Origin of the sequence: Pseudomonas sp. NPDC096925, assembly GCF_044762545.1 — a bacterium.
In the GTDB taxonomy this organism is placed as follows: domain Bacteria; phylum Pseudomonadota; class Gammaproteobacteria; order Pseudomonadales; family Pseudomonadaceae; genus Aquipseudomonas.
Genome location: NZ_JBIWEM010000001.1, coordinates 1,238,781 through 1,261,011 on the forward strand (window position 1 = coordinate 1,238,781; position 22,231 = coordinate 1,261,011).

The following is a 22,231-nucleotide window of genomic DNA, read 5'->3' on the forward strand; positions in this document are numbered from 1 at the left end:
ATGCAAATAGCCAACAAACACTTCATCGTCAGCGGCGCTGCCTCCGGGCTGGGCGCGGCAACCGCGCAGATGCTGGTCGAGGCCGGCGCCAAGGTCATGCTGGTCGACCTCAATGCCCAGGCCGTGGAAGCCAAGGCCCGCGAGCTGGGCGACAACGCCCGTTTCGCAGTGGCCGACATCAGCGACGAGCAAGCGGCGCAGGCGGCGGTCGATGCGGCCGTCAGCGCTTTTGGCAGCATTCATGGGCTGGTCAACTGCGCCGGCATCGTCGGTGCCGAAAAGGTATTGGGCAAACAGGGCCCGCATGGCCTGGCCAGCTTCGCCAAGGTCATCAACGTCAACCTGATCGGCAGTTTCAACCTGCTGCGCCTGGCCGCTGCGGCCATGGCCGAAGGGGCTGCCGATGAGGGTGGCGAGCGCGGGGTGATCATCAACACCGCTTCCATCGCCGCCTATGACGGCCAGATCGGGCAGGCCGCCTACGCAGCTTCCAAGGGTGCCATCGCCAGCCTGACCTTGCCGACCGCGCGTGAACTGGCGCGCTTCGGCATCCGTGTAATGACCATTGCCCCTGGCATCTTCGAAACGCCGATGATGGCCGGCATGACCGAGGAAGTACGCGCCTCGCTGGCTGCCGGTGTACCGTTCCCGCCGCGCCTGGGTCGCCCGCAGGAATACGCCGCGCTGGCCCGTCACATCATCGAGAACAGCATGCTCAACGGTGAGGTGATTCGCCTCGACGGTGCACTGCGCATGGCTGCCAAGTAAGGAGAACGAACATGACCCTCGCCAATGACCCGATCGTTATCGTCAGCGCCGTGCGTACGCCCATGGGTGGCCTGCAGGGCGACCTCAAGAGCCTGACTGCACCGCAACTGGGCAGCGCGGCCATCCGTGGCGCCGTGGAGCGCGCCGGCATCGATGCCGCCAGTGTCGAACAGGTGCTGTTCGGCTGCGTGCTGCCGGCCGGCCAGGGCCAGGCCCCGGCCCGCCAGGCCGCGCTGGGCGCCGGGCTGGACAAGCACACCACCTGCACAACCCTGAACAAGATGTGCGGTTCGGGCATGCAGGCGGCGATCATGGCCCATGACCTGCTGCTGGCCGGCACCGCCGATGTGGTGGTGGCCGGTGGCATGGAAAGCATGACCAACGCGCCGTACCTGCTGGACAAGGCCCGTGGCGGCTACCGCATGGGCCACGGCAAGATCATCGACCACATGTTCATGGATGGCCTGGAGGACGCCTATGACAAAGGCCGCCTGATGGGCACCTTTGCCGAAGACTGCGCGCAGGCCAACGCCTTCAGCCGCGAAGCCCAGGACCAGTTCGCCATTGCCTCGCTGACCCGTGCCCAGGACGCAATCAAGAGTGGCCGGTTTGCTGCCGAGATCGTGCCGGTGGAAGTCACCGAGGGTAAGGAAAGGCGCGTCATCAAGGACGATGAACAGCCGCCCAAGGCGCGCCTGGACAAGATCCCGCAGCTCAAGCCGGCCTTCCGCGAAGGCGGCACGGTAACCGCCGCCAACTCCAGCTCGATTTCCGACGGCGCTGCGGCGCTGGTGCTGATGCGCCGCTCCGAAGCCGACAAGCGCGGCCTCAAGCCGCTGGCGGTGATCCACGGCCACGCCGCCTTCGCCGACACCCCGGCTCTGTTCCCGACCGCGCCGATCGGTGCCATCGACAAGCTGATGAAACGCACTGGCTGGAATCTGGCCGAGGTCGACCTGTTCGAGATCAACGAGGCCTTCGCCGTGGTTACCCTGGCGGCCATGAAGCACCTCGACCTGGCACACGACAAGGTCAATATCCATGGCGGCGCCTGTGCCCTCGGCCACCCGATCGGCGCTTCCGGTGCGCGCATCCTGGTGACCCTGCTGTCGGCCCTGCGCCAGAACAACCTGCGCCGTGGCGTGGCGGCCATCTGCATCGGCGGTGGCGAGGCCACGGCCATGGCTGTCGAATGCCTGTACTGAGGTGAAGCATGCTGGTAACTGACGAGCAACAACAGATCGCCGACGCGGTACGCGCCTTTGCCCAGGAGCGCCTGAAGCCGTTTGCCGAGCAATGGGACAAGGAACACCGCTTCCCCAAGGAGGCCATCGAGGAGATGGCCGAGCTGGGCCTGTTCGGCATGCTGGTGCCGGAGCAGTGGGGCGGCAGCGACACCGGTTACGTGGCCTATGCCATGGCTCTGGAAGAAATCGCCGCCGGTGATGGCGCCTGCTCGACCATCATGAGCGTGCACAACTCGGTGGGCTGTGTGCCGATCCTGCGTTTTGGCAGCGAGCAGCAGAAAGAGCAGTTCCTTACCCCGCTGGCCAGCGGTGCGATGCTCGGTGCCTTCGCCCTGACCGAACCGCAGGCCGGCTCCGACGCCAGCAGCCTGAAGACCCGTGCTCGTCTGGATGGCGACCACTACGTGCTCAACGGCAGCAAGCAGTTCATCACCTCCGGGCAGAACGCCGGGGTGGTGATCGTGTTCGCCGTGACCGACCCGGACGCTGGCAAGCGCGGTATCAGCGCCTTCATCGTGCCTACCGATTCGCCCGGCTATCAAGTGGCGCGGGTCGAGGACAAGCTCGGCCAGCACGCCTCCGACACCTGCCAGATCGTCTTCGACAATGTGCGTGTGCCGGTGGCCAACCGCCTGGGCGCCGAAGGCGAGGGCTACAAGATCGCCCTGGCCAACCTCGAAGGCGGCCGCATCGGCATCGCCTCGCAGGCGGTGGGCATGGCCCGTGCTGCGTTCGAAGTGGCGCGCGACTATGCCAACGAGCGGCAGAGCTTCGGCAAGGCGCTGATCGAGCACCAGGCGGTGGCTTTCCGCCTGGCCGACATGGCGACGAAAATTGCCGTGGCTCGGCAGATGGTGCTGCATGCTGCCGCACTGCGTGATGCCGGGCGCCCGGCATTGGTGGAGGCCTCGATGGCCAAGCTGTTTGCCTCGGAAATGGCCGAAAAGGTCTGTTCGGATGCCTTGCAGACCCTGGGCGGTTATGGCTATCTGAGTGACTTCCCGCTGGAGCGGATCTACCGCGACGTTCGGGTTTGCCAGATCTACGAAGGCACCAGCGACATTCAGCGCATGGTCATTGCGCGCAATCTTTGAAGGAGCAGTCTGCATGGCATTCGAAACCATCCTGTTGGACATCCACGGCAAGGTCGGCCTGATCACCCTCAACCGCCCGCAGGCGCTGAACGCGCTGAACGCGCAGATCGTCGGCGAGATCAACCAGGCCCTGGACCAGCTCGAGCGTGACCCGAACATCGGCTGCGTGGTGCTGACCGGCTCCGCCAAGGCTTTTGCCGCTGGCGCCGACATCAAGGAAATGGCCGAGCTGCAATACCCGCAAATCTACGTTGACGACCTGTTCAGCGATTCCGACCGTATTGCCAACCGGCGCAAGCCGATCATTGCTGCAGTGTCCGGTTTTGCCCTGGGCGGCGGCTGCGAGCTGGCGATGATGTGTGACTTCATCCTGGCGGCGGACAATGCCAGGTTCGGCCAGCCGGAAATCAACCTTGGCGTGCTGCCGGGCATGGGCGGCACCCAGCGCCTGACCCGCGCGGTGGGCAAGGCCAAGGCCATGGAACTGTGCCTGACCGGTCGCCTGATGGGCGCTGAGGAAGCCGAGCGTGCTGGCCTGGTGGCGCGTATCGTGCCGCAGGCGGAGCTGGTGGAAGAGGCGCTGAAGGTGGCGGCGACCATTGCCAGCAAGTCGATTCCGGTGAGCATGATGGTGAAAGAGAGCGTCAATCGTGCGTTCGAAGTCACCCTTAGCGAGGGTGTGCGCTTTGAGCGACGGGTGTTCCATGCCGCCTTTGCCACTGAAGACCAGAAAGAAGGTATGGCTGCGTTCATTGCCAAGCGTGAGGCGCAGTTCAAGGATTGTTGATCTGGTTGGGGTTTTGCGCTGGGCCTCTGGGTGCATGCCTTGAGAGGTCCGGCGCCTGTGAGATCGAGCGCCGCCCGCGCGGCGCATCGCGAGCGAAGCTCGCTCCTACATTTGTTTTGGGCCAGTAACGCCTGCGCCAACGCGCGCGACCGCCTTGTTTGTTCCTCACGATATCGAGGTGGACACCAAAGGGCCGCGCGCCTCTGCCTCAGGATCGACTGGCCCGAAACAGATGTAGGAGCGAGCTTCGCTCGCGATGCGCCGCGCGGGCGGCGCTCGATCTTCCAGACGCTGCAAATGCTGTGGCGAGCACCTAGCGGCCCTGGCCCAATTCCCCGCCATGCTCCACGGCCCCTACCAAGCATCTTCTTTGCACCGACCAGCGGATTCCGAGCAATAGAAGCAAATTCACACCCATTTGCAGTTGCTCCACGCGACGCAGCGCCTTAGACTGCCGCCCCCTGTAAAAGAGTGCCGGTTGGCGCTTGAAGAATTCCGCTGCCGATGCCAAGGCGTCGGCGGCACCCGAATCGCCCAAATGCACATTTTTTCATAGAGAATTCGATGACCAAGGAACAGTTGCTGGCCATGTCGGCCGATGACTACATGAACGCTGACCAGCTGGCTTTCTTCGCTGGCCTGCTGCAGGCGATGAAAGTCGAAACCCATGAACGCATCGAGCTGAGCCGTGCCACCATCGAAGGCCTGGACACCCCGTCGGACCCTGCCGACGTGGCTTCGGTCGAAGAAGAGCGTAGCTGGCTGGTGAATGCCATCGACCGCGACCAGCGCCTGCTGCCGCAGTTGGAAATGGCCCTGGACCGTATTGCCGACGAAAGCTTCGGCTGGTGCGATGACAGCGGTGAGCCGATCGGCCTGAAGCGTCTGCTGATCAGCCCGACCACCAAGTACTGCATCGAAGCCCAGGAGCGCCACGAGCAGCTCGACCGCCACCAGCGCCAGGTGTAACCCCGCGCGGTGCGCCAAGCCCCACGGAGCGATCCCTGGGGCTTTTTGCGTTTCTTGCCGGCGGCGGTTTTGTTGCCCCGCAGGTAACACTGCTGTACCGGGATGCGCTGTTTCCACGCCGCGAGCAGGCGTATCATGGCTTTATCGTTAGGGTGCTAATTAAATTCCGGAGGGAATGATGAATAGCCGCGTCGATGTAGCCGTGATGATTGGTTCGGGTGTGCCGGCCACACTGCGGGCGCTGGGTAAACGTATCTGCTGGGTGGTGCTGGTCAATGGCGAGCGCCGTGGTACCGCATTCGCCACGCGCGAAGAGGCGCTGGAGTGCCAGGCGGCCTGGCAGCAGCAGTTGAAGAAGGGCCTGGCCGCCTGAGCGCATTGAGTGCTTCCGGCGAGCGAGCGGAGTGTCGTTCAGGGCGATCTCCTGCAAGAAATGCACTTTGCCTCTCGACGGATTTCGGTGTTTTCGTGCATATTCTTCCCCCAGTAATGCGCTGATGAATTGCAGGGCCGGTTGTCACGTGCGCTCTGGCATTGCCTGCCGCATCTTTCCTGGCGGTTTTGCTGTCAGGCATTACGCTTCCCGAATCGGGAATATGCCGAAAGCCTGTATGTGGCCATATCTGGCAAGCCAGAGTAAAGAATCCTGCGCGCTGCATCGCCAGCGGGCACAGACATTTCGCATATCGTTTTATTACTCTTTTCGCCTATCGATAGAAATGACCGTGTCTCACCGAACTTGGGTGAGGGCGGGTTGTAACCGGTTGAGGATTACTTCATTGGCAGTCAGCACTCTTGATACCCATGCGTTGTTCGCCCTGGGCGACTTGCGCGGTAAATTGGCCCAGCTGTTTCAGGGTCGCTTTGTCTATGTCACCGAACAGAATCCCGAAGGCCTGTACATGGCCGAAATCGATACCGAAAGTGCATTGGTGGTCGATGACAAGCAGCGTTTGGAGCTGAAGGTCGGCGACCACTTTCGCGCCGCCGTACTGCCCAGCCGCGAAGGCGGCAAACTGGAAATGCGCTTTCGCGATATCAAGCTGAATGTATATGGTGTGGGCGACTACGCCTTCGTGTCGGTACCTGAAGGCGAGGGCATCGTGTTCCGTGAAGGCCACGGTGTGATGCTGGTGTTCGCCGCGCAGCAACAAGTGCAGGAAGGCCTTGGCAAGTTGCTCAAGGCGGTGACCGGCAAGGTTGCCAAATGGCGCAAAGGTGAGCTGACCACCTTCAAGGCCAGTGAATGACCCACAGTGACGACGCGCCTGCAACGCGTGCCGAGTTCCATCGGCAGCACCAGGCAGATGCCGTGGCCGAGGCCGAGCGTTTGCTGGCCAGGCGCGAAGAACTGCAAGGCGCCTGGTTGAACTGGGTGGCAGGCGAATTGTACCGCCTCGGCCCGCCGCCTTATGCGGCCATGGTCCGGCGCGAGTTGCAGCGCCTTGCCCAAGGCTGAGGCGGCGACTCTTCAGTTACCGCGATCGCGGCCGCTGCTGACTTCTTCAGGGACCGGCTCGTTTGCCATGCGCTTGCGGAACAGCGCCGCCCGCGCCAGCAACAGCGTGGTTACCGGTACGGTGATCGACAGCAGGATCGGAATCAGCCAGGCGTGCAGCACCGGTGCTTCCTTGAGCCAGGAAAAGTAGATGATCGAGGCCAGTGCCACGCACCAGGCACCAATGGTCGAGGCCAGTGCCGGCGGGTGCATGCGCTGGAAGTAGTCCTTCAGGCGCAACAGGCCAACGGCACCGATCAGGGCGAACAGGCTGCCGGTCAGCAGCAGCGTGGCGGTAACCAGCTCTAGCCAGAAGGGGAGTTGCAGGGTTTCAGTCATTCGATCACCTCACCGCGCAGCAGGAACTTGGCCAGGGCAAACGAGCCAACGAAACCGAACAGCGCAATCAGCAGGGCACCTTCGAAGTAGGTGTCACTGGCATAACGGATTCCCAGCACCAGCATGGTCAGCATGGCCAGGATGTACAGGTAGTCCAGTGCCAGCACCCGGTCCTGGGCGGACGGGCCGCGGAACAGCCGGATCAGCGCCAGGGCCATGGCCAGGGCGAAGATGAACAGGCTGGCGAGGACAGCATTGGCGAGCAGGCCTGTCATTGGAATATCTCCATCAGCGGGCGTTCGTAGGTGTCCTTGAAGTGCTGGATGAAAGCCGCCTCATCGCCCAGGTCGAACACATGCAGCAGCAATACGCTGCGGTCCAGCGCCAGTTCGGACCAGACCGTGCCGGGCACCACCGTGGTAATCATCGACAGCGCCGCCAGGCCATGCGGGTCGCGCAGGGCCAGCGGGATGTGCACGAACGCCGAGCGTGGTGGCTGCTTTCCGGCACGCAGCACGCCACGGGCAACCAGCAGGTTGGACATGATCACATCGATGCCGACCCGGCCAATCAGCCGGGCGATGGCCAGCGGCCGTCGCACATGGGCATGCTGCGGGCGCAGCGGCGCCATCAGCAGCGGCGCCAGCACGCCGAGCGCGGTAGCCAGCAGCAGGTTGCCGGGGCTGACCGAAAGGTTCAGCAACAGCCACAGGCCGAACAGTGAAACCGATAACAGCGGTGCGGGGAACAGTCGATTCATGGCTGCACCTGTACGTCGAGCGAGGTGGGGCCAGGAACCGGCCGGGCAGCCATCACGGCTTCGATATAGGCGTCGGGGGCCTGCAGGCTGGCGGCGGTGTCCTGGGTGTAGCGCAGCAGCGGTTCGGCCTTGAGGCTGAGGATGATGCACAGGCTTAGCAGGATGACGATGGGCAGGCATTCATAGCGGCGCAGCACCGGCGACGGGCGCTCCTCCGGCTTCCAGAAACGCTGGATGCCGACGCGGCCGAAGGCGATCAGCGAGGCCATGCCAGAGAGGATCAACAGCGCCACCAGGCCCCAGCCCGCCGTGCCCAGCGGTTGCTCGGGAGGCACGCCCAACCCCTGTGGGTTGAACAACGCGCTGATCAGGTTGAGCTTGCCGACAAAGCCGGACAGCGGCGGCATGCCGATGATCAGCAGGGCGCAGGCGATGAAGCTGAGGCCGAGGAAGGCCATGGTCCACGGGATGATCTGGCCGATCACCACCTTTTGCTCATCGTCGAGGTTGATGCCCTTGGGCGGGTGCAGTGACTCCAGCGGTGGCGGCATGGCGCCTTCTTCGTCCTCAAGTGGCGCTTCGTTGGCCGAACGCGAACGTTCGACCAACTCGGCGAGCAAGAACAGCGCGCACAGCGCCAGGGTCGAGTTGACCAGGTAGAACAGGGCCGCACCGGTCAGCGCCGACTGAGCAAAACCGACGGCGCCGAGCAGGGTGCCGGCCGAGACCAGGATGCTGAGGGCAGCCATGCGCTCCAGGCGCTGCGCGGCCAGGATCGATACCGCCGCCACCGCCAGGGTGACCAGGCCACCGTACACCAGCCATTCACCACCGAAATGCGCCGAGGCCCCGGCCTGCCCGGAGAACAGCAGTGTCCACAGGCGCAGCACCGCATACAGGCCGACCTTGGTCATGATGGCGAACAGTGCCGCCACCGGCGCGCTGGCCGAGGCATAGGCCGGCACCAGCCAGAAGTTCAACGGCCAGATGCCGGCCTTGACCAGGAAGGCCATGGCCAGGATCGCCGCGCCAGCGTGCAACAGGCCACGGTCGGCCTCCGGTACCAGCGGAATCTTCAGGGCCAGGTCGGCCATGTTCAGGGTGCCGGTCACGCCATACAGCATCGCTGCGCCGACCAGGAACAGCGACGAGGCGAACAGGTTGATGGCAATGTAGTGCAGGCCGGCACGCACCCTGGCGCGGCCCGAGCCATGCAGCAGCAGGCCATAGGAAGCGGCCAGCAGCACTTCGAAGAACACGAACAGGTTGAACAGGTCGGCGGTGAGGAAGGCGCCGTACAGGCCCATCAACTGGATCTGGAACAGCGCGTGGAAGCTGGCCCCGGCACCGTCCCAGCGGGCGCGGGCAAACAGCAGGGCGCTGAAACCGATGATGCCGGTGAGGGTCAGCAGCAGGGCCGACAGGTGGTCGACCACCAGCACGATGCCGAACGGCGCTGGCCAGTTGCCCGGCAGGTAGACACCGATCGATTCCGCCTGGCCCTGGGTGCGCACCCACTGCAGCAGGCTGACCGCGATGGCCAGGCCGGCGAAGGTCGACAGCAGGTTCAGCCGGGCCTTGATCTGCCGGTGTTTCTCGCCCAGCAGCAACATCACTGCCGCCGTCACCAGCGGCAGCAGGATGGGCGCGATGATCAGTTGGCTCATGCCACTCATTCGTCACGCTCCCGGCCATCCACGTGGTCGGTACCGGTCAGGCCGCGCGATGCCAGCAACACCACCAGGAACAGCGCGGTCATGGCGAAGCTGATGACGATGGCGGTGAGCACCAGGGCCTGCGGCAGCGGGTCGGTATAGTGCAGCAGGTCCTGTGGCACGCCGTCCTTGATGATCGGTTCCTTGCCGATGAACAGGCTACCCATGCTGAAGATGAACAGGTTGACCCCGTACGACAGCAGGCACAGGCCCATGATCACCTGATAGGTTCGCGGGCGCAGGATCAGCCACACCCCCGAGGCGGCCAGGACGCCGATGGCAACTGCAATCACTTCTTCCATCAGGCGGCTCCTGCTTGGCTGGTTTTCGCCGGGTTGCCCGGGCGGTAGGCGCGCACCGACTGGTGCGCCAGGGCAGTGAGGATCAGCAGGGTCGAGCCGACCACCACGGTGAACACGCCGACATCGAAGAACAGCGCGCTGGCCACGTGCACATCACCGAGCAACGGCAGGTGCAGGTGGGCGGTATGGGTGGTGAGGAACGGGTAGCCCAGCAGCATGGCACCCACCCCGGTCAGGGTTGCGCACAGTAGCCCGGTGCCCATCCAGCGCAGCGGGCGCAGGCTCATCTGCGCCTCGACCCACTGGGTGCCGGCCACCATGTACTGCAGGATGAACGCCACCGACATCACCAGGCCGGCGACAAAGCCGCCACCGGGCTGGTTGTGGCCGCGCATGAACAGGTACATCGACACCAGCAGGGCGATCGGCAGCAGCAGGCGCACCAGTACCGCGGGCACCATCATGAAGCCCAGGGCGGTGTCGGTGGCATGCCGCGGGTTGATCAGGTCGGTGACCACGTCGGGTGCCAGCTGGCGCTGCTGCGCCGGCAGTTGCATGCTTTCCTTCGGCGGGCGGAAGCGCCGCAACAGGGCGAACACGGTCAACGCCACGGCCACCAGCACGGTGATTTCACCAAGGGTATCGAAGCCACGGAAGTCGACCAGCATGACGTTGACCACGTTGGTGCCACCGCCCTGGGGCAGCGCCCGGCTCAGGTAGAACGAGGAAATGTCGTTGGGTGTCGGCCGGGTCAGCATGGCGTAGGACAGCACGGCCATGCCGCCACCTACCAGCACCGCCAGCAGCAGGTCGCGCAGGCGGCGCATGCGCGCGCGCTCCAGGCTGCCCGGAAGTGGTGATACGCCTTCGATCCGCCGCGGCAGCCAGCGCAGGCCGAGCAGGATCAGCACGGTGGTGACCACTTCCACGACCAGTTGGGTCAGGGCCAGGTCGGGTGCGGAGAACCAGACGAAGGTGATGCAGGTCATCAGGCCGCAGACGCTGACCATGATCAATGCCGCCAAGCGGTGATACTTGGCCTGGTAGGCGGCGCCGATGGCGCAGGCAATGGCGATCAGCCACAGCGCGACGAACACGCCCGAGCCCGGAATCTTCGGCCGGTCGCCCCAGCTCAGGCCGCTGTAGAGCATAGGCGTGAGGCCGGCGAGGAAGGCGGCGAGCACCAGCATGAACAGCTGCGACTGCAGGCGGCGGCTGGTGAGCAGGCGCTCGATGCGCCGGGCCAGCAGCATCAGCTGCACCTGGCCGTGTTCGAACAGGCGCTTGCCGTTGAAGCGCTCGATCACCGGCGGGTAGGGGAAGCGGCCCAGGCGCAGCTGCTTGCGCAGCAACAGGTACAGCACGATACCGCCGCTCATGGCCACCAGGCTCATGATCAGCGGCGCGTTCCAGCCATGCCAGATGGCCAGGCTGTATTCCGGCAGGGTGCCGCCTACCACCGGCAGGGCGGCGGCAGCCAGCAGCGGGCCGACCGACTGGGCAGGGAAGATGCCCACCACCAGGCAGGTGAGCACCAGCAGTTCGACCGGCGCACGCATCCAGCGTGGCGGCTCGTGGGGGGTATGCGGGAGGTCTTGCGCAGTGGGGCCGAAGAACACATCGACGGTGAAGCGCAGGGCATAGGCCACGCTGAAGGTGCCGGCCAGGGTGGCGATCACCGGCAGCGTGGCTTCGACCCAGGCAGTGGAGCTGATGAACACCGTTTCGGCGAAGAACATTTCCTTGGACAGGAAGCCGTTCATCAACGGCACGCCGGCCATCGAGGCGCTGGCCACCATGGCCAGGGTGGCGGTGTATGGCACCAGGCGGATCAGCCCGCTGAGGCGGCGGATGTCACGGGTGCCGCTTTCGTGGTCGATGATGCCGGCGGCCATGAACAACGAGGCCTTGAAGGTGGCGTGGTTGAGAATGTGGAACACCGCTGCGACGGCAGCCAGCGGGCTGTTCAGGCCCAGCAGCAGGGTAATCAGGCCCAGGTGGCTGATGGTCGAGTACGCCAGCAGGCCCTTGAGGTCGTTCTGGAACATGGCGGCGAAGGCGCCGAGCAGCAGGGTGAGGGCGCCGGCACCGCCGACGATCCAGAACCACTCCTCGCTACCCGACAGCACCGGCCATAGCCGCGCCAGCAGGAATACCCCGGCCTTGACCATGGTCGCCGAGTGCAGGTAAGCCGATACCGGGGTGGGGGCCGCCATGGCGTGGGGCAGCCAGAACTGGAAGGGGAATTGTGCGCTCTTGCTCAGGGCGCCGATGAGGATCAGCGGCAGCAGCACCGGGTACAGTGCATGCTGGCGAATGGTGTTGCCGGCAGCCAGGACCTTGTCCAGGTCGTAGCTGCCGACCACATGGCCGAGCAGCAGGGCACCCACCAGCAGGCACAAACCGCCTGCGCCCGTGACCATCAGCGCCATGTAGGCGCCGCGGCGGGCGTCGGCACGGTGGTGCCAGTAGCCGATCAGCAGGAAGGAGAACAGGCTGGTGAGTTCCCAGAAGAACACCAGCTGGATCAGGTTGCCGGAGATCACCAGGCCGAGCATGGCGCCCATGAAGGCGAGGAAGAAGGCGAAGAAGCGCGGTACCGGGTCTTGCGGCGACATGTAGTAGCGAGCATACAGCGACACCAGCGCACCGATGCCCAGCACCAGCAGCGAGAACAGCCAGGCGAAGCCGTCCATGCGCAACACCAGGTTCAGCCCCAGGCTGGGCAGCCAGAGGAACTCTTCGCGAATTACGCCACCGTGGGCAACCTGAGGGTACAGCAGTGCTACCTGGACAGTGCCGACCAGGGCCACGAGCCCGGCGAGAATGGACTCCGCGTTACGTGCGTTGTGCGGCAGCACGGCTGCCAGGCAACTGCCCACGAACGGCAGAAGCAATAGCACTATCAATGACATAGCGTTCTATTCTGGAGAAGTTTGCAAAGAATCATACGTGTCGAGGGGGTGATCACCAACACGCAAGCTGTCGCAGAATCCTACAAACAGGCTGTGACAAGCTGTTTTTTTATAACAGTTTTTTACAAAGCATAGCCGCAGTTGGCGGCTTTACAGGCCGGCCTGGCGTTCGCCTTCATCCTGCACTTCTGGTGTTTCGGTCGCTTCGCGCGGGCGGCGCACCTTGAGTTCGCTGACCACCACCGCGATCACGATCAGCAAGCCACCGAGCAGTGCCACGCCCGGCAAGCGCTCACCGGCGATGCGCCCGACGATCCCGGCCCACACCGGTTCACCGGCATAGATGAGGGTGGCGCGGGTGGGCGAGACCGACTTCTGCGCCCAGTTCATTGCCACCTGGATCACCGCGCTCATGGCGCCCAGGCCCACGGCGCTGGCCAGCAGCAGCCAGGAGAAGTCGGGCAGGCGCTCCTGGGTCGGTACGATCATCAGGAACGCCAGCAGCGAGGCGGTTGCCAGTTGCACCACGGTGACCCGGCGCACATCGACCTGGCCGGCGTAGCGGCTGATCAGGATGATTTCGCCGGCGATGGCCACGGCGCTGACCAGGGTCACCAACTCGCCCTCGCTGAAGTGCAGGCTGCCGCCCTCCGGCCCGGCCAGCAGCATCAGGCCGATGAACGCCAGGCCGATACCGATGCTGGGCATCAGGCCGGGGCGCCGGCCCAGTACCAGCCACTGCAACAGCGGCACGAACGGCACGTACAGTGCGGTGATGAACGCCGACTGACTGCTGCTGATGGTTTGCAGGCCCATGGTCTGCAGGCCGTAGCCGAGCATGATCGACACGCCGATCAGCATGCCGGCTTTCAGCTCGGTGAAGGTCAGCCCTGGCAGCGCCCGCGCCGAGACCACACCAACGAACAGGGCGGCTGCAGCGAAGCGCAGGCCGACGAAGAACATCGGGCCGCTGACGGTCATCACGTTATGCACCAGCAGGAAGGTGCCGCCCCACAGCATGGTGATGAAAACCAGTACAAGTTCGGCCTTGCTCAGGCGAAAGGTAATGGCAGGGGTCGGCTTGCTGCTGGGCTGGTTCATGGTCTTGCGCACTCGAAGGGGGCGGCGCACAATCGCCGCAAAGTGGGCAGTATACTGCGCAATATCGACCAGTGAGCAATATAGTGCACAATGATTCCTCGCACCGGGCATCGGTGCTGCAACATGTCAGCTTCAATGTACGCAGCCTGCGCAACGCTGCGGGCATGAGCCAGACGGCGCTGGCCGAGCGCTCCGGGGTCAGCCGGCGCATGCTGGTGGCGATCGAAGCGGGCGAAAGGAATGTCAGCCTGACCACCCTTGACCTGATTGCCGAAGCCTTGGGCGTGGCTTTCAGTACCCTGATCCAGGCGCCTGACCAGCGCGACCCCGGGCGTATCGAAGAGCTGGCCTGGGCCGGTGAGCACCCGCAGAGCCGGGCGGTGCTGCTGGGCAGCAGTGTGGCGCGACGCGAGGTGGAGCTGTGGGAGTGGACGTTGGCGCCAGGCGAGTGCTATTCCAGCGAGGCTGATGCCGAAGGCTGGAGCGAGCAGATCTACGTAGCGCAAGGGCAACTGACGCTGATTATCGAAGGGGCCGAGCATCGCCTGCAGGTCGGGCAGTTCCATGTGTTTCCCAGCAATTGCCGATATGCGTATCGCAACGATGGGGCGGAGGCGGTGCGGTTTGTGCGCAATGTGGTGATTTGAGGTAGCCGGTTTTGGGGCTGCTGCGCAGCCCATCGCGACACAAGGCCGCTCCCACAGGTGCCGCGCAAATCTGATGTCTGGCACGGTACCTGTGGGAGCGGCCTTGCGTCGCGATGGGGCGCAAAGCGCCCCCAAATTCCACTGATCAGCTATTCAGCAACTCATCGGTCCTGACCACCTTGGCATAGGCAAACGCCAACGCTGCCATCACTGAATCATGCACCTGCGCCGCCGGCACCCGCTTGCCATCGAACTCCAGTGGCAGGGTGGCACAGGCATCGTGCGCCACGGTCACGTCATAACCCAGGTCGGCCGCGGCGCGGGTGGCGGCGTCAACGCACATGTGGCTCATGCTGCCGACGATGGTCAGGGCTTCGACGCCATGCCGGTCCAGCGTGTGCTCAAGGTCGGTACCAAGGAAGGCGTTGACCTTGTGCTTGAGGAACACTGGCTCGCCCGCCACCGGCTCGACCTTGGCGTGGATGGCCGCACCCTGCGAGCCTGGCGCGAAGAACGGCGCATCGGCGCTGTCGAACTCATGGCGCACATGCACCACCAGATCGCCCCTTTGACGCGCCGCCGCCAGCAGGCGAGCGGCATTGTCAGCCGCCTGCTCGGCGCCATCGAGGGTCCATTTGCCGCCCGGGAAGTAGTCGTTCTGGATGTCGATGATGATCAGCGCCTGCTTGCTCATGCTGCCTCCTGTGGCAGTGGTCGTTGGATGACGTTAGTTATAGGCTGTGCGCACTGACCTGAGGATTGGCGCGAACGACACTATGCGGGCAAAAACTGACAACCCTGCCAGACTGGACATCGGCCTGCTGCTGTACCCCGGTGCGCAACGTGCTGCCGTGCATGGGCTGGCCGACCTGTTCCTGGTGGCCAACCGGGTGGCTGCCGAACTGGGGGCCATCGAGTTGCCAGCGGTGCGTATCAGCTTCTGGCAGGCAGACGAGGCGGGGCAGTTGCAGCCTGCCCCAGAGAGCCCACCTGCCGTCGCGTCCGAGCTGCAGGTACTGATCATTCCGCCGAGCCTGGAGTCGGCACCCCAGGGTGAGCTGCTTGAGCGCCATCGCGCGTCGTTGTGCCAGTTGCACGGGCACGGAACGGTGCTGGCATCGGTGTGCATCGGGGTGTTCTTCATCGCCGCCAGTGGCCTGCTCGACGGGCGCCCGGCCTGTACCCACTGGAACTACGTGCATTCGCTTGCCCAGCGTTTTCCCCGCGTGCGGGTCGAGGCCCAGCAACCGTTGCTGGACGATGGAGACATCGTCACCTCGGCCGGGTTGATGGCCTGGACCGAGCTGGGCTTGCGCTTGCTGGAGCGCTTCATGGGGGCGACGGTGGCGCGGGAAACTGCCCGCTACCTGGCGGTCGATCCGGTCGCGGCGCCGCTGCCCGGTGCCGTGTTCAACCCGCGCCTGGACCATGGCGATGAGGCTGTGCTGAAAGTGCAGCACTGGTTGCAGGGCAACGGAGGGCAGGATGCCGACCTGGCCAGCATGGCCGCATGCGCGGGGCTGGAGGAACGCACCTTCCTGCGGCGTTTTCGTGCTGCCACGGGGCTACGGCCGACCGAGTACTGCCAGCAGGTGAGGGTGGGGCGTGCGTGCCGCTTGCTGGAGTTTACCCGGCGCAATGTCGAGCAGATTGCCTGGGGCGTCGGTTACCAGGACCCGGGTGCGTTTCGCAAGGTGTTTCAGCGCATCACCGGTCTGACCCCGAGTGATTACCGGCGGCGCTTCGCGGTATCGGGTTAGGGCGCGAGGGGCGTTCCCGGGGTGGAAACCACTTGACCTTGACATAACTTGAGGTTTTACCCTGCTCGGCGTCGCGCTGCATGCGTCCGTCGCCAGGAGACCTTTCATGACGGCAACATCTCATCCCCTGTGGTTTACCCAGATGATCGAATATGAAGTGCCCGGCAGGTGCCAGCAGGCGTTGGCTCAGGCGCTGGTGGCGCGCAGCGAAGAGCTGGCCGCGCGCTGCGAAGGCCTGCTGGGTGTCAGCATCCAGGCCAGTGATGATGGCAGCCGGGTGCTGCAGTACCTGCAATGGCAGTCCCGCCAGGCGTGGGCGGCGGCGGCGGTGCTTTTCGTCGAGGAGCCGTTCCTTGAACTGCTTGGCCAGCATCAGGCGCGTAGCGTCAACTTTGCCGCCTACCAGACCCTGCGCAGCCTGGTACGTGGCGCCGATGGCAGCCTGCTTTGCCAGGTGGGTTAGCCTCAGGCATACCAGGGCGCGTAGTGCGGGTAACGGTCCAGGCGCGCGCCAATGACCATTTCGCTGACCCATGCCGCCAGGATCGAGCTGTAGGCTTTCTGGCTCTCTTCGCTGGACAACGCGTGGTCGGCACCGTCGACGATGCGGTGGGTGAGCGAATGGGCACTGACGAATGCCGAGCGGTAGCTCATCAGCGTGCTGTGCGGCACGTAGTCGTCTTGCTCGGACTCTACCAGCAGTACATCACCACCGAACTCGGCACAGGCCGCCAGTGCGCGGTTGTCCCCCGGGCCGAGCGGGCGCTGGCGGTAGGCGTTCAGCCGTTGCCGGTCGAGGGTTTGCTTGGGGAGGTTCCATTCGTCGTCCCAGTACATGGCGGGTACCCGCAAGGCCAGCCATCTGACCGGCCGCTCGCGGGTCAGCAGGGTGGCCAGGTAGCCGCCATAACTGCTGCCGATGATGGCGATGGCACTGGGGTCGACGACCGGGTGGCTCACCAGCCGGTCGTAGGCCACCAGCAGGTCGGTCAGATTCTGTTCGCGTGTCACCGTCAGCCGTTGGCTTTCGGTTTTTTCGTGGCCGCGCAGGTCGAAGGTCATGCACACGCAGCCCAGCCCGGTGATATGCCGGGCACGGGCCAGGTCGCGTTGCTGGCTGCCACCCCAGCCGTGGACGAAGAGGATGCCCGGCATCTTGCTGCCAGGGCTGACCAAGGTGCCGACGATGCTGTCATCCTCGACCTGCAGTTCAACGGTTTCACTCTGAATGGTCATGTTCGCGAATCCGCGCAAATTTGCTGAGTTGTCCCAGTTCACTGTCGTTTCCTTGGTAAAAGAGGGTGGCGTCAGCGGGCAGTTCGGGGGTGCCGAACACTTCATGGGTGGAGGCACGCACCCGTTGCAATGCCGGGTCATCGGCAAACGCCTGCAAGGCCAGCAGCTCGGCACTGCTGGCGCCGCCCAGGCGCCAGGATTGTTCGAGTACGCCGCTGCGCAGGCGACCCAGAGGGTTCATGCCGCGGGCGATGTCGTAGTTGCGTCGTGAGGCGATGAAGCCGGGGAAGTGCTGTTCGGCGGCCTGTTCGTAGGCCATCGCCTGGTTGATGGCCAGGCGCAGCGGCTCGTCCAGCGGCAGTTGCAGCAGTGCCTGGTAGTCACCGCGTACTACCACCAGGTCGGAGCCGCCGTACACTTGCGTGCCCTGATGATCACGGGTCAGTTGCTGGGTGCCGTGATAGCTGCAGGTCAGGCCGGCGACGCGTACCTGGCCGACGCTGAAGGTTTGCACCTCGCTCAGGTCTTCTTCGAGCACCAGCCCCCATAGCGCAAGGTCCTGGTCATCCATGCGGGCCAGCAGTGGTTCCAGTTCATCCACCGTGGTGATGACCTGTTGCCCGCGGCCTGCACAGGCCAGTACCGGCTTGATCCGCAACGGGCCGTCCGCCAGCAACAGCTGTGCGGCGGTGCGCGCATCGGCCTTGCTGAACACGGTGTAGCCGCGTAGCAGGGCGTCGCTGGCTTGCCGGGCGAAGGCATCGGTCCAGCCCGGCGGAAAACTGGCTCCGGCCGGCAGCGGGTGGGAGATTGCCTTGGTCGCCATGTAGGGGTGTGCGACCAGCCCGCCGAACAGGTCTTGCTCGCTGCAGATGCCCAGGGCGGCATAGCGCTTGGGATCGACCAGGGTTTCGGTAGGCAGGTAGTAGTAGCCATCGGCGGCGCCCGGAGGCTGGCTGGGTTGCACGTGCGGGCAGCCCAGCAGGCGGGCCAGGCCATCGGCAAGCTTCAGATGCACGGCATGCTCGTGGTCAGGGGTGTGCGCGCGGGTGTCGAGCAGCACCACGCCGCTTTTAGGGGCGCAGGCATTGGGCATGGTCTTTTGCCTGTGTGTAATGAATGTACTGTGTGTGAAGCCCGTGCTTTGGGGAAGTTCAGCGGAACTTGATCGGTGGTCCTGGCCATGCTGTAGGAAATGTCTGTTTTACGCAGGGCGTGGCGGGCAATGCATGCCGAGTGCCGGTCGCCACGATTGCAGGGCTTGGGCGGCTGTTCCATTATCGGCACACTGGATCAACCGTGATGTAGCCGCAGGAGAGCGCATGAACGTTCAGACCACCCTTGGGCAAAGCGTGCCGCAGCGCCTGGCGCAGGTGCGCCAGGTCATGGCCGCAGAGGGCATCGATGCCTTGCTGGTACCCTCGGCCGACCCCCATCTTTCCGAATACCTGCCCGGTTACTGGCAGGGGCGCCAGTGGCTGTCGGGTTTCCACGGCTCGGTCGGCACGCTGGTGGTCACGGCTGGCTTTGCCGGGTTGTGGGTCGATAGCCGCTACTGGGAACAGGCGGAGCGCGAGTTGGCAGGCAGTGGCATCGAGTTGATGAAGCTGTTGCCGGGCAAGCCTGGCGCGCTGGAGTGGCTGGGCGATCACGTCGAGCCCAATGGCAACGTTGCGGTAGATGGTGCGGTCATGGCCTTGGCTTCGGCGCGCCAGCTGGGTGACCGGCTGAAAGCGCGCGGGGCGCGACTGGTGACTGACAAGGACCTGCTGAGCCAGGTCTGGGAAGGGCGACCGGCACTGCCGGGCAACACGGTCTACCAGCATTTGCCACCGCATGCCACGGTGAGCCGGGCGGAAAAACTGGCGCAGTTGCGCCAGAGCGTGCAGGCCAAGGGCGCCGACTGGCACTTCATCGCCACCCTGGATGACATCGCCTGGCTGTTCAACCTGCGCGGCAGCGATGTGTCCTACAACCCGGTGTTTGTGGCCTTTGCCCTGATCAGCCAGCAGCAGGCGATCCTGTTCGTTGGCCAGGACAAGCTCGATGACCATCTACGCCAGGTGCTGGCGGTCGACGGTATCGAGGTGCGTGACTACGCCGAAGCCGGCAAGGCCCTTGGGGCCATGCCGGCCGGCAGCCGATTGCTGGTCGACCCGGCCCGGGTAACCTGCGGCCTGCTCGACAACCTGCCGGCCGAGGTAGAGTTGGTCGAGGGGCTCAACCCCAGCACCCTGAGCAAGTCGTGCAAAGGTGATGACGATCTGGTGCACATCCGCCAGGTGATGGAGCAGGACGGCGCGGCCCTGTGCGAGTTCTTCGCCTGGCTTGAGGCCAACCTCGGTCGGGAGCGGATTACCGAGCTGACGGTCGACGAGCGGCTGAGTGCCGCGCGAGCCCGCCGCCCAGGCTTCGTGTCACTGAGCTTCTCGACCATTGCCGCCTTCAATGGCAATGGCGCGATGCCGCATTACCGTGCCACCGAGCAGTCGCATGCGGTGATCGAGGGCGATGGTTTGCTGCTGATCGATTCGGGCGGCCAATACCTGGGCGGCACCACCGACATCACCCGCATGGTGCCGGTGGGCAACCCCAGCCTTGCGCAGAAGCAGGATTGCACGCGCGTGCTCAAAGGCATGATCGCCCTGTCGCGCGCCACCTTCCCGCGTGGCGTGCTGTCGCCGTTGCTCGACGCCATTGCCCGGGCACCGATCTGGGCTGACCAAGTGGATTACGGCCACGGTACCGGGCATGGGGTGGGGTACTTCATGAACGTGCACGAGGGGCCGCAAGTCATTGCCTACCAGGCGGCACCCACGCCGCAGACGGCGATGCAGGTGGGCATGATCAGCTCCATCGAGCCGGGTACGTATCGCCCAGGGCAGTGGGGTGTGCGCATCGAGAACCTGGTGGTCAATCGCGAGGCTGGCAAGAGCGCCTTCGGCGACTTTCTGAAGTTCGAGACCCTGACGCTGTGCCCGATCGACACCCGCTGCCTGGTGCCCGAGCTGCTGGCCAGGGAAGAGCTGGACTGGTTGAACGGCTATCACGCCATGGTGCGCGAGCGCCTGGCGCCCTTGCTCAAGGGCGAAGCGCTGGCCTGGCTGCAGGCGCGTACTGCGCCGTTGTAAGGCAAATGAAAAGGGCAGCTTGCGAGCTGCCCTTTTCCTACTTGCAGATGACGATCATGCTGCGGCTGGTGTAACCCGCCGGATTGATGCCGAACAAATAGTCACCGGGTTCTTCATCGCTATCGCCCGAGCGTGCAATGACCCGGTAGCCGCGCGTGCTGCAGGAACTCGCGGCCTTGCTGTAGCAGTTGTCCCATGAGGAAGAAAGGCCGGAGCAATTGATATGCAGGCCCTTCTTGCCCCTTTTGACCTCGGTCTTGGCCGTGGCGGCACATCCAGCAATAGCCAAGATGGCCAGGATGAGCAAAATACGTTTCATTCCTGTCCTTAAATGCAGGGCGGATCCGCTGTCTGGCCCCGTCGTTATCGCTTTGGTTCTTCCTGAAATTTCCCCAGCGTCCGTGTTCGGTCCAGTAGATAGCGCAAAGATGATGATTCGGTGACAGCTTAATCAGCGAGGCGGGCCGCTACAATCACTAATCCTGTCTCAAATGAAAATATTTCTCATATCAGTCTGCTGCGACGGCCGGGCTGGGTTCCGTGCGCATGGACAGGGTGGTGCCGACCGACGCAGTAATGATCGCCAGGATAGCCAGCCACTGGGTGAGCGTCAGCACCTCGCCCAGGAACAGCAGACCAGACAGTGCACCAAATGCGGGTTCGATGCTCATGAGGGTGCCGAAGGTGCGTGCCGGGATGCGCGTGAGGGCAACCATTTCCAGGCTGTAGGGCAGGGCAGTGGACAGCACTGCGACGCCTAGGGCCATGGGGATCAGGGCGGGCGTGAGCAATGCGCTGCCGGCGTGGGCGATACCGATGGGGGCAACGAACAGTGCGGCGACCACGACGCCCAGGGCGGCGCTCTGGATACCGTGCTCGGCCCCGGCGCGCTGGCCGAACAGGATGTACAGCGCCCAGCACACCCCTGCGCCCAGGGCAAAGGCGGCGCCGACCGGGTCGAGGGCCTGCCCGCCATGGCCGGCAGGCAGCAACAGCAGCAGGCCGACGATGGCCAGGGCAATCCACAGGAAGTCGATCGGCCGACGCGAGGAGAAGATCGCCACGGCCAGCGGGCCGGTGAACTCCAGCGCCACGGCAATGCCGATCGGTACTGTTTGCAGAGCCATATAGAAGAGGAAGTTCATGCCACCCAGCGCCATGCCATAGATGATGACGTTGCGCAGGGTGTTGGTGGTCATGCGTACACGCCACGGGCGCAGTATCAGCAGCATGATGATGCTGGCGAAGATCAGGCGCAGGGTGGTGGTGCCTTGGGCGCCGACGAGGGGGAACATGCTTTTCGCCAGGGAGGCACCAGACTGTATCGATGCCATGGCGATGAGCAGCAGACCGATCGGGAAGAGGGTAGCGGCCAGGCTGCGGGGCTGGGTGTTCATTTCTGTGCGGCGATCCTTGAGTGGGGTGGGGGTGAGCAATATAGTGCGCAATTACGGCGCGTGGGGGCAAGGTGCCCGGCGTTGTTATTTCGGCGCTCGATCTCATAGGCGCAGAAGGTGTTGTGGCGAGCACCTGGCGGCCCTGATGCGGTCTTCTCCAAAAAGATTCTAAATTATTGAAATTAAAGGTTGACCTCCTGGAAAGCCGCCCTATAATGCGCACCACTCCAACACGGTAGCGAAGCAAAGCCAGCCACCCTGTTGAGTCAAGTGTTTGAAGCCAAACGAGTTTCTCGCAAAAAACTTCAAAATAAACGCTTGACAGCAAATGAGGAAAGCGTAGAATGCGCGCCTCGGTTGAGACGAAAGGCTCTTAACCAAACGCTCTTTAACAAATCGAATCAAGCAATTCGTGTGGGTGCTTGTGAGTACGGACTGATAGTCACAAAGATTATCAGCATCACAAGTGACCATGCGAGAAATCACATAGTCATTTGAGATTGCTGAGCCAAGTTTAGGGTTTCTTAAAAACCCAAGCAGTATTGAACTGAAGAGTTTGATCATG

At 64.0% G+C, this 22,231-nt stretch carries 24 protein-coding genes; 12 read left to right on the forward strand and 12 right to left on the reverse strand.

Annotated elements, in window-relative coordinates; all coding sequences use genetic code 11:
* From ACIQYU_RS05890 to ACIQYU_RS05925, 8 genes are all read left to right on the forward strand, one after another.
* A complete protein-coding gene (locus tag ACIQYU_RS05890; RefSeq protein WP_207831597.1) occupies positions 1-768 on the forward strand; it encodes an SDR family NAD(P)-dependent oxidoreductase in 768 nt (255 codons plus the stop codon).
* An 11-nt stretch (positions 769-779) separates the two neighbouring features.
* Positions 780-1,973, forward strand: a complete 1,194-nt coding sequence (locus ACIQYU_RS05895; RefSeq protein WP_087502979.1) for an acetyl-CoA C-acyltransferase — start codon at positions 780-782, stop codon at positions 1,971-1,973.
* Positions 1,974-1,981: 8 nt separating this feature from the next.
* Entirely contained in the window at positions 1,982-3,109 is a 1,128-nt protein-coding gene (locus ACIQYU_RS05900) for an acyl-CoA dehydrogenase (protein ID WP_025338375.1), read from the forward strand.
* Between the two features lie 13 nt (positions 3,110-3,122).
* Positions 3,123-3,896, forward strand: coding sequence for an enoyl-CoA hydratase (locus ACIQYU_RS05905; protein WP_207831593.1), 774 nt, complete (start codon positions 3,123-3,125; stop codon positions 3,894-3,896).
* A gap of 564 nt (positions 3,897-4,460) precedes the next feature.
* Positions 4,461-4,865 (forward strand): TraR/DksA C4-type zinc finger protein, encoded by a 405-nt coding sequence (locus ACIQYU_RS05910; RefSeq protein ID WP_003259022.1) that lies wholly within the window; start codon positions 4,461-4,463, stop codon positions 4,863-4,865.
* 178 nt (positions 4,866-5,043) lie between these two features.
* Positions 5,044-5,238: a hypothetical protein gene (locus tag ACIQYU_RS05915; protein WP_025338376.1), complete on the forward strand. Its 195-nt coding sequence runs from the start codon at positions 5,044-5,046 to the stop codon at positions 5,236-5,238.
* 406 nt (positions 5,239-5,644) lie between these two features.
* Positions 5,645-6,115, forward strand: coding sequence for a hypothetical protein (locus ACIQYU_RS05920; RefSeq protein ID WP_207831591.1), 471 nt, complete (start codon positions 5,645-5,647; stop codon positions 6,113-6,115).
* Positions 6,112-6,324: a hypothetical protein gene (locus tag ACIQYU_RS05925; protein ID WP_003259019.1), complete on the forward strand. Its 213-nt coding sequence runs from the start codon at positions 6,112-6,114 to the stop codon at positions 6,322-6,324. The genes ACIQYU_RS05920 and ACIQYU_RS05925 overlap by 4 nt, the downstream gene beginning before the upstream one ends.
* A 12-nt stretch (positions 6,325-6,336) precedes the next feature.
* Here the strand turns inward: ACIQYU_RS05925 and ACIQYU_RS05930 are convergent, their stop codons facing one another.
* The 7 genes from ACIQYU_RS05930 to ACIQYU_RS05960 all read right to left on the reverse strand — a co-directional run bounded on the left by ACIQYU_RS05930 (position 6,337) and on the right by ACIQYU_RS05960 (position 13,495).
* Positions 6,337-6,702, reverse strand: a complete 366-nt coding sequence (locus ACIQYU_RS05930; protein WP_233688196.1) for a Na+/H+ antiporter subunit G — start codon at positions 6,700-6,702, stop codon at positions 6,337-6,339.
* Positions 6,699-6,977, reverse strand: coding sequence for a K+/H+ antiporter subunit F (locus tag ACIQYU_RS05935; RefSeq protein ID WP_003259015.1), 279 nt, complete (start codon positions 6,975-6,977; stop codon positions 6,699-6,701). Before ACIQYU_RS05935 ends, ACIQYU_RS05930 begins: the two co-directional genes overlap by 4 nt.
* Entirely contained in the window at positions 6,974-7,462 is a 489-nt protein-coding gene (locus tag ACIQYU_RS05940; RefSeq protein WP_241106461.1) for a Na+/H+ antiporter subunit E, read from the reverse strand. The genes ACIQYU_RS05935 and ACIQYU_RS05940 overlap by 4 nt, the downstream gene beginning before the upstream one ends.
* Positions 7,459-9,138, reverse strand: a complete 1,680-nt coding sequence (locus tag ACIQYU_RS05945) for a monovalent cation/H+ antiporter subunit D (RefSeq protein ID WP_207831587.1) — start codon at positions 9,136-9,138, stop codon at positions 7,459-7,461. Before ACIQYU_RS05945 ends, ACIQYU_RS05940 begins: the two co-directional genes overlap by 4 nt.
* Positions 9,135-9,479 (reverse strand): Na+/H+ antiporter subunit C, encoded by a 345-nt coding sequence (locus ACIQYU_RS05950; RefSeq protein WP_013971840.1) that lies wholly within the window; start codon positions 9,477-9,479, stop codon positions 9,135-9,137. The genes ACIQYU_RS05945 and ACIQYU_RS05950 overlap by 4 nt, the downstream gene beginning before the upstream one ends.
* The gene (locus tag ACIQYU_RS05955; RefSeq protein ID WP_207831584.1) at positions 9,479-12,394 is read right to left on the reverse strand and encodes a monovalent cation/H+ antiporter subunit A; all 2,916 of its coding nucleotides are present in this window, start codon (positions 12,392-12,394) and stop codon (positions 9,479-9,481) included. The genes ACIQYU_RS05950 and ACIQYU_RS05955 overlap by 1 nt, the downstream gene beginning before the upstream one ends.
* Positions 12,395-12,544: 150 nt before the next feature.
* Entirely contained in the window at positions 12,545-13,495 is a 951-nt protein-coding gene (locus tag ACIQYU_RS05960) for a DMT family transporter (RefSeq protein ID WP_241106462.1), read from the reverse strand.
* Between the two features lie 83 nt (positions 13,496-13,578).
* Between ACIQYU_RS05960 and ACIQYU_RS05965 the strand changes: the two genes are divergently transcribed.
* Positions 13,579-14,142, forward strand: a complete 564-nt coding sequence (locus tag ACIQYU_RS05965) for a helix-turn-helix domain-containing protein (protein WP_207831580.1) — start codon at positions 13,579-13,581, stop codon at positions 14,140-14,142.
* A 145-nt stretch (positions 14,143-14,287) separates the two neighbouring features.
* Here ACIQYU_RS05965 and ACIQYU_RS05970 read toward each other — a convergent pair whose 3' ends face one another.
* Positions 14,288-14,836, reverse strand: a complete 549-nt coding sequence (locus tag ACIQYU_RS05970) for a cysteine hydrolase family protein (protein ID WP_402798508.1) — start codon at positions 14,834-14,836, stop codon at positions 14,288-14,290.
* A gap of 82 nt (positions 14,837-14,918) precedes the next feature.
* Between ACIQYU_RS05970 and ACIQYU_RS05975 the strand changes: the two genes are divergently transcribed.
* On the forward strand, positions 14,919-15,902 hold the full coding sequence (locus ACIQYU_RS05975) for a helix-turn-helix domain-containing protein (RefSeq protein ID WP_343586060.1): 984 nt from the start codon (positions 14,919-14,921) through the stop codon (positions 15,900-15,902).
* A gap of 106 nt (positions 15,903-16,008) precedes the next feature.
* Positions 16,009-16,365: an antibiotic biosynthesis monooxygenase gene (locus tag ACIQYU_RS05980; protein ID WP_207831575.1), complete on the forward strand. Its 357-nt coding sequence runs from the start codon at positions 16,009-16,011 to the stop codon at positions 16,363-16,365.
* Positions 16,366-16,367: 2 nt separating this feature from the next.
* On the opposite strand, the gene ACIQYU_RS05985 is transcribed toward ACIQYU_RS05980, so the two are convergent.
* Both ACIQYU_RS05985 and ACIQYU_RS05990 read right to left on the reverse strand, forming a co-directional pair.
* Positions 16,368-17,138: a S9 family peptidase gene (locus ACIQYU_RS05985; RefSeq protein WP_207831573.1), complete on the reverse strand. Its 771-nt coding sequence runs from the start codon at positions 17,136-17,138 to the stop codon at positions 16,368-16,370.
* A complete protein-coding gene (locus tag ACIQYU_RS05990; RefSeq protein WP_402798512.1) occupies positions 17,122-18,234 on the reverse strand; it encodes a DUF3182 family protein in 1,113 nt (370 codons plus the stop codon). The genes ACIQYU_RS05985 and ACIQYU_RS05990 overlap by 17 nt, the downstream gene beginning before the upstream one ends.
* A gap of 226 nt (positions 18,235-18,460) precedes the next feature.
* Here ACIQYU_RS05990 and ACIQYU_RS05995 point away from each other — a divergent pair, with 226 nt between their 5' ends.
* Positions 18,461-20,269: an aminopeptidase P family protein gene (locus ACIQYU_RS05995; RefSeq protein ID WP_207831568.1), complete on the forward strand. Its 1,809-nt coding sequence runs from the start codon at positions 18,461-18,463 to the stop codon at positions 20,267-20,269.
* Between the two features lie 37 nt (positions 20,270-20,306).
* Here ACIQYU_RS05995 and ACIQYU_RS06000 read toward each other — a convergent pair whose 3' ends face one another.
* Both ACIQYU_RS06000 and rhtA read right to left on the reverse strand, forming a co-directional pair.
* Positions 20,307-20,588, reverse strand: a complete 282-nt coding sequence (locus tag ACIQYU_RS06000; RefSeq protein ID WP_025338390.1) for a hypothetical protein — start codon at positions 20,586-20,588, stop codon at positions 20,307-20,309.
* Between the two features lie 190 nt (positions 20,589-20,778).
* The gene (rhtA, locus tag ACIQYU_RS06005) at positions 20,779-21,666 is read right to left on the reverse strand and encodes a threonine/homoserine exporter RhtA (RefSeq protein WP_343586052.1); all 888 of its coding nucleotides are present in this window, start codon (positions 21,664-21,666) and stop codon (positions 20,779-20,781) included.
* Positions 21,667-22,231 lie beyond the last annotated feature (565 nt).

Bases quoted from the DNA above. Each gene is read 5' to 3' on its own strand.
- ACIQYU_RS05895 (WP_087502979.1), top strand. From the start codon at position 780: ATGACCCTCGCCAATGACCCGATCGTTATCGTCAGCGCCGTGCGTACG.
- ACIQYU_RS05890 (WP_207831597.1), top strand. From the start codon at position 1: ATGCAAATAGCCAACAAACACTTCATCGTCAGCGGCGCTGCCTCCGGG.
- ACIQYU_RS05935 (WP_003259015.1), bottom strand. From the start codon at position 6,977: ATGACAGGCCTGCTCGCCAATGCTGTCCTCGCCAGCCTGTTCATCTTC.
- ACIQYU_RS05985 (WP_207831573.1), bottom strand. From the start codon at position 17,138: ATGACCATTCAGAGTGAAACCGTTGAACTGCAGGTCGAGGATGACAGC.
- ACIQYU_RS05930 (WP_233688196.1), bottom strand. From the start codon at position 6,702: ATGACTGAAACCCTGCAACTCCCCTTCTGGCTAGAGCTGGTTACCGCC.
- ACIQYU_RS05975 (WP_343586060.1), top strand. From the start codon at position 14,919: ATGCGGGCAAAAACTGACAACCCTGCCAGACTGGACATCGGCCTGCTG.
- ACIQYU_RS05960 (WP_241106462.1), bottom strand. From the start codon at position 13,495: ATGAACCAGCCCAGCAGCAAGCCGACCCCTGCCATTACCTTTCGCCTG.
- ACIQYU_RS05915 (WP_025338376.1), top strand. From the start codon at position 5,044: ATGAATAGCCGCGTCGATGTAGCCGTGATGATTGGTTCGGGTGTGCCG.
- ACIQYU_RS05970 (WP_402798508.1), bottom strand. From the start codon at position 14,836: ATGAGCAAGCAGGCGCTGATCATCATCGACATCCAGAACGACTACTTC.
- ACIQYU_RS05945 (WP_207831587.1), bottom strand. From the start codon at position 9,138: ATGAGTGGCATGAGCCAACTGATCATCGCGCCCATCCTGCTGCCGCTG.
- ACIQYU_RS05950 (WP_013971840.1), bottom strand. From the start codon at position 9,479: ATGGAAGAAGTGATTGCAGTTGCCATCGGCGTCCTGGCCGCCTCGGGG.
- ACIQYU_RS05940 (WP_241106461.1), bottom strand. From the start codon at position 7,462: ATGAATCGACTGTTCCCCGCACCGCTGTTATCGGTTTCACTGTTCGGC.
- ACIQYU_RS05910 (WP_003259022.1), top strand. From the start codon at position 4,461: ATGACCAAGGAACAGTTGCTGGCCATGTCGGCCGATGACTACATGAAC.
- ACIQYU_RS06000 (WP_025338390.1), bottom strand. From the start codon at position 20,588: ATGAAACGTATTTTGCTCATCCTGGCCATCTTGGCTATTGCTGGATGT.
- ACIQYU_RS05900 (WP_025338375.1), top strand. From the start codon at position 1,982: ATGCTGGTAACTGACGAGCAACAACAGATCGCCGACGCGGTACGCGCC.
- ACIQYU_RS05995 (WP_207831568.1), top strand. From the start codon at position 18,461: ATGAACGTTCAGACCACCCTTGGGCAAAGCGTGCCGCAGCGCCTGGCG.
- ACIQYU_RS05990 (WP_402798512.1), bottom strand. From the start codon at position 18,234: ATGCCCAATGCCTGCGCCCCTAAAAGCGGCGTGGTGCTGCTCGACACC.
- ACIQYU_RS05980 (WP_207831575.1), top strand. From the start codon at position 16,009: ATGACGGCAACATCTCATCCCCTGTGGTTTACCCAGATGATCGAATAT.
- ACIQYU_RS05955 (WP_207831584.1), bottom strand. From the start codon at position 12,394: ATGTCATTGATAGTGCTATTGCTTCTGCCGTTCGTGGGCAGTTGCCTG.
- ACIQYU_RS05905 (WP_207831593.1), top strand. From the start codon at position 3,123: ATGGCATTCGAAACCATCCTGTTGGACATCCACGGCAAGGTCGGCCTG.
- rhtA (WP_343586052.1), bottom strand. From the start codon at position 21,666: ATGAACACCCAGCCCCGCAGCCTGGCCGCTACCCTCTTCCCGATCGGT.
- ACIQYU_RS05925 (WP_003259019.1), top strand. From the start codon at position 6,112: ATGACCCACAGTGACGACGCGCCTGCAACGCGTGCCGAGTTCCATCGG.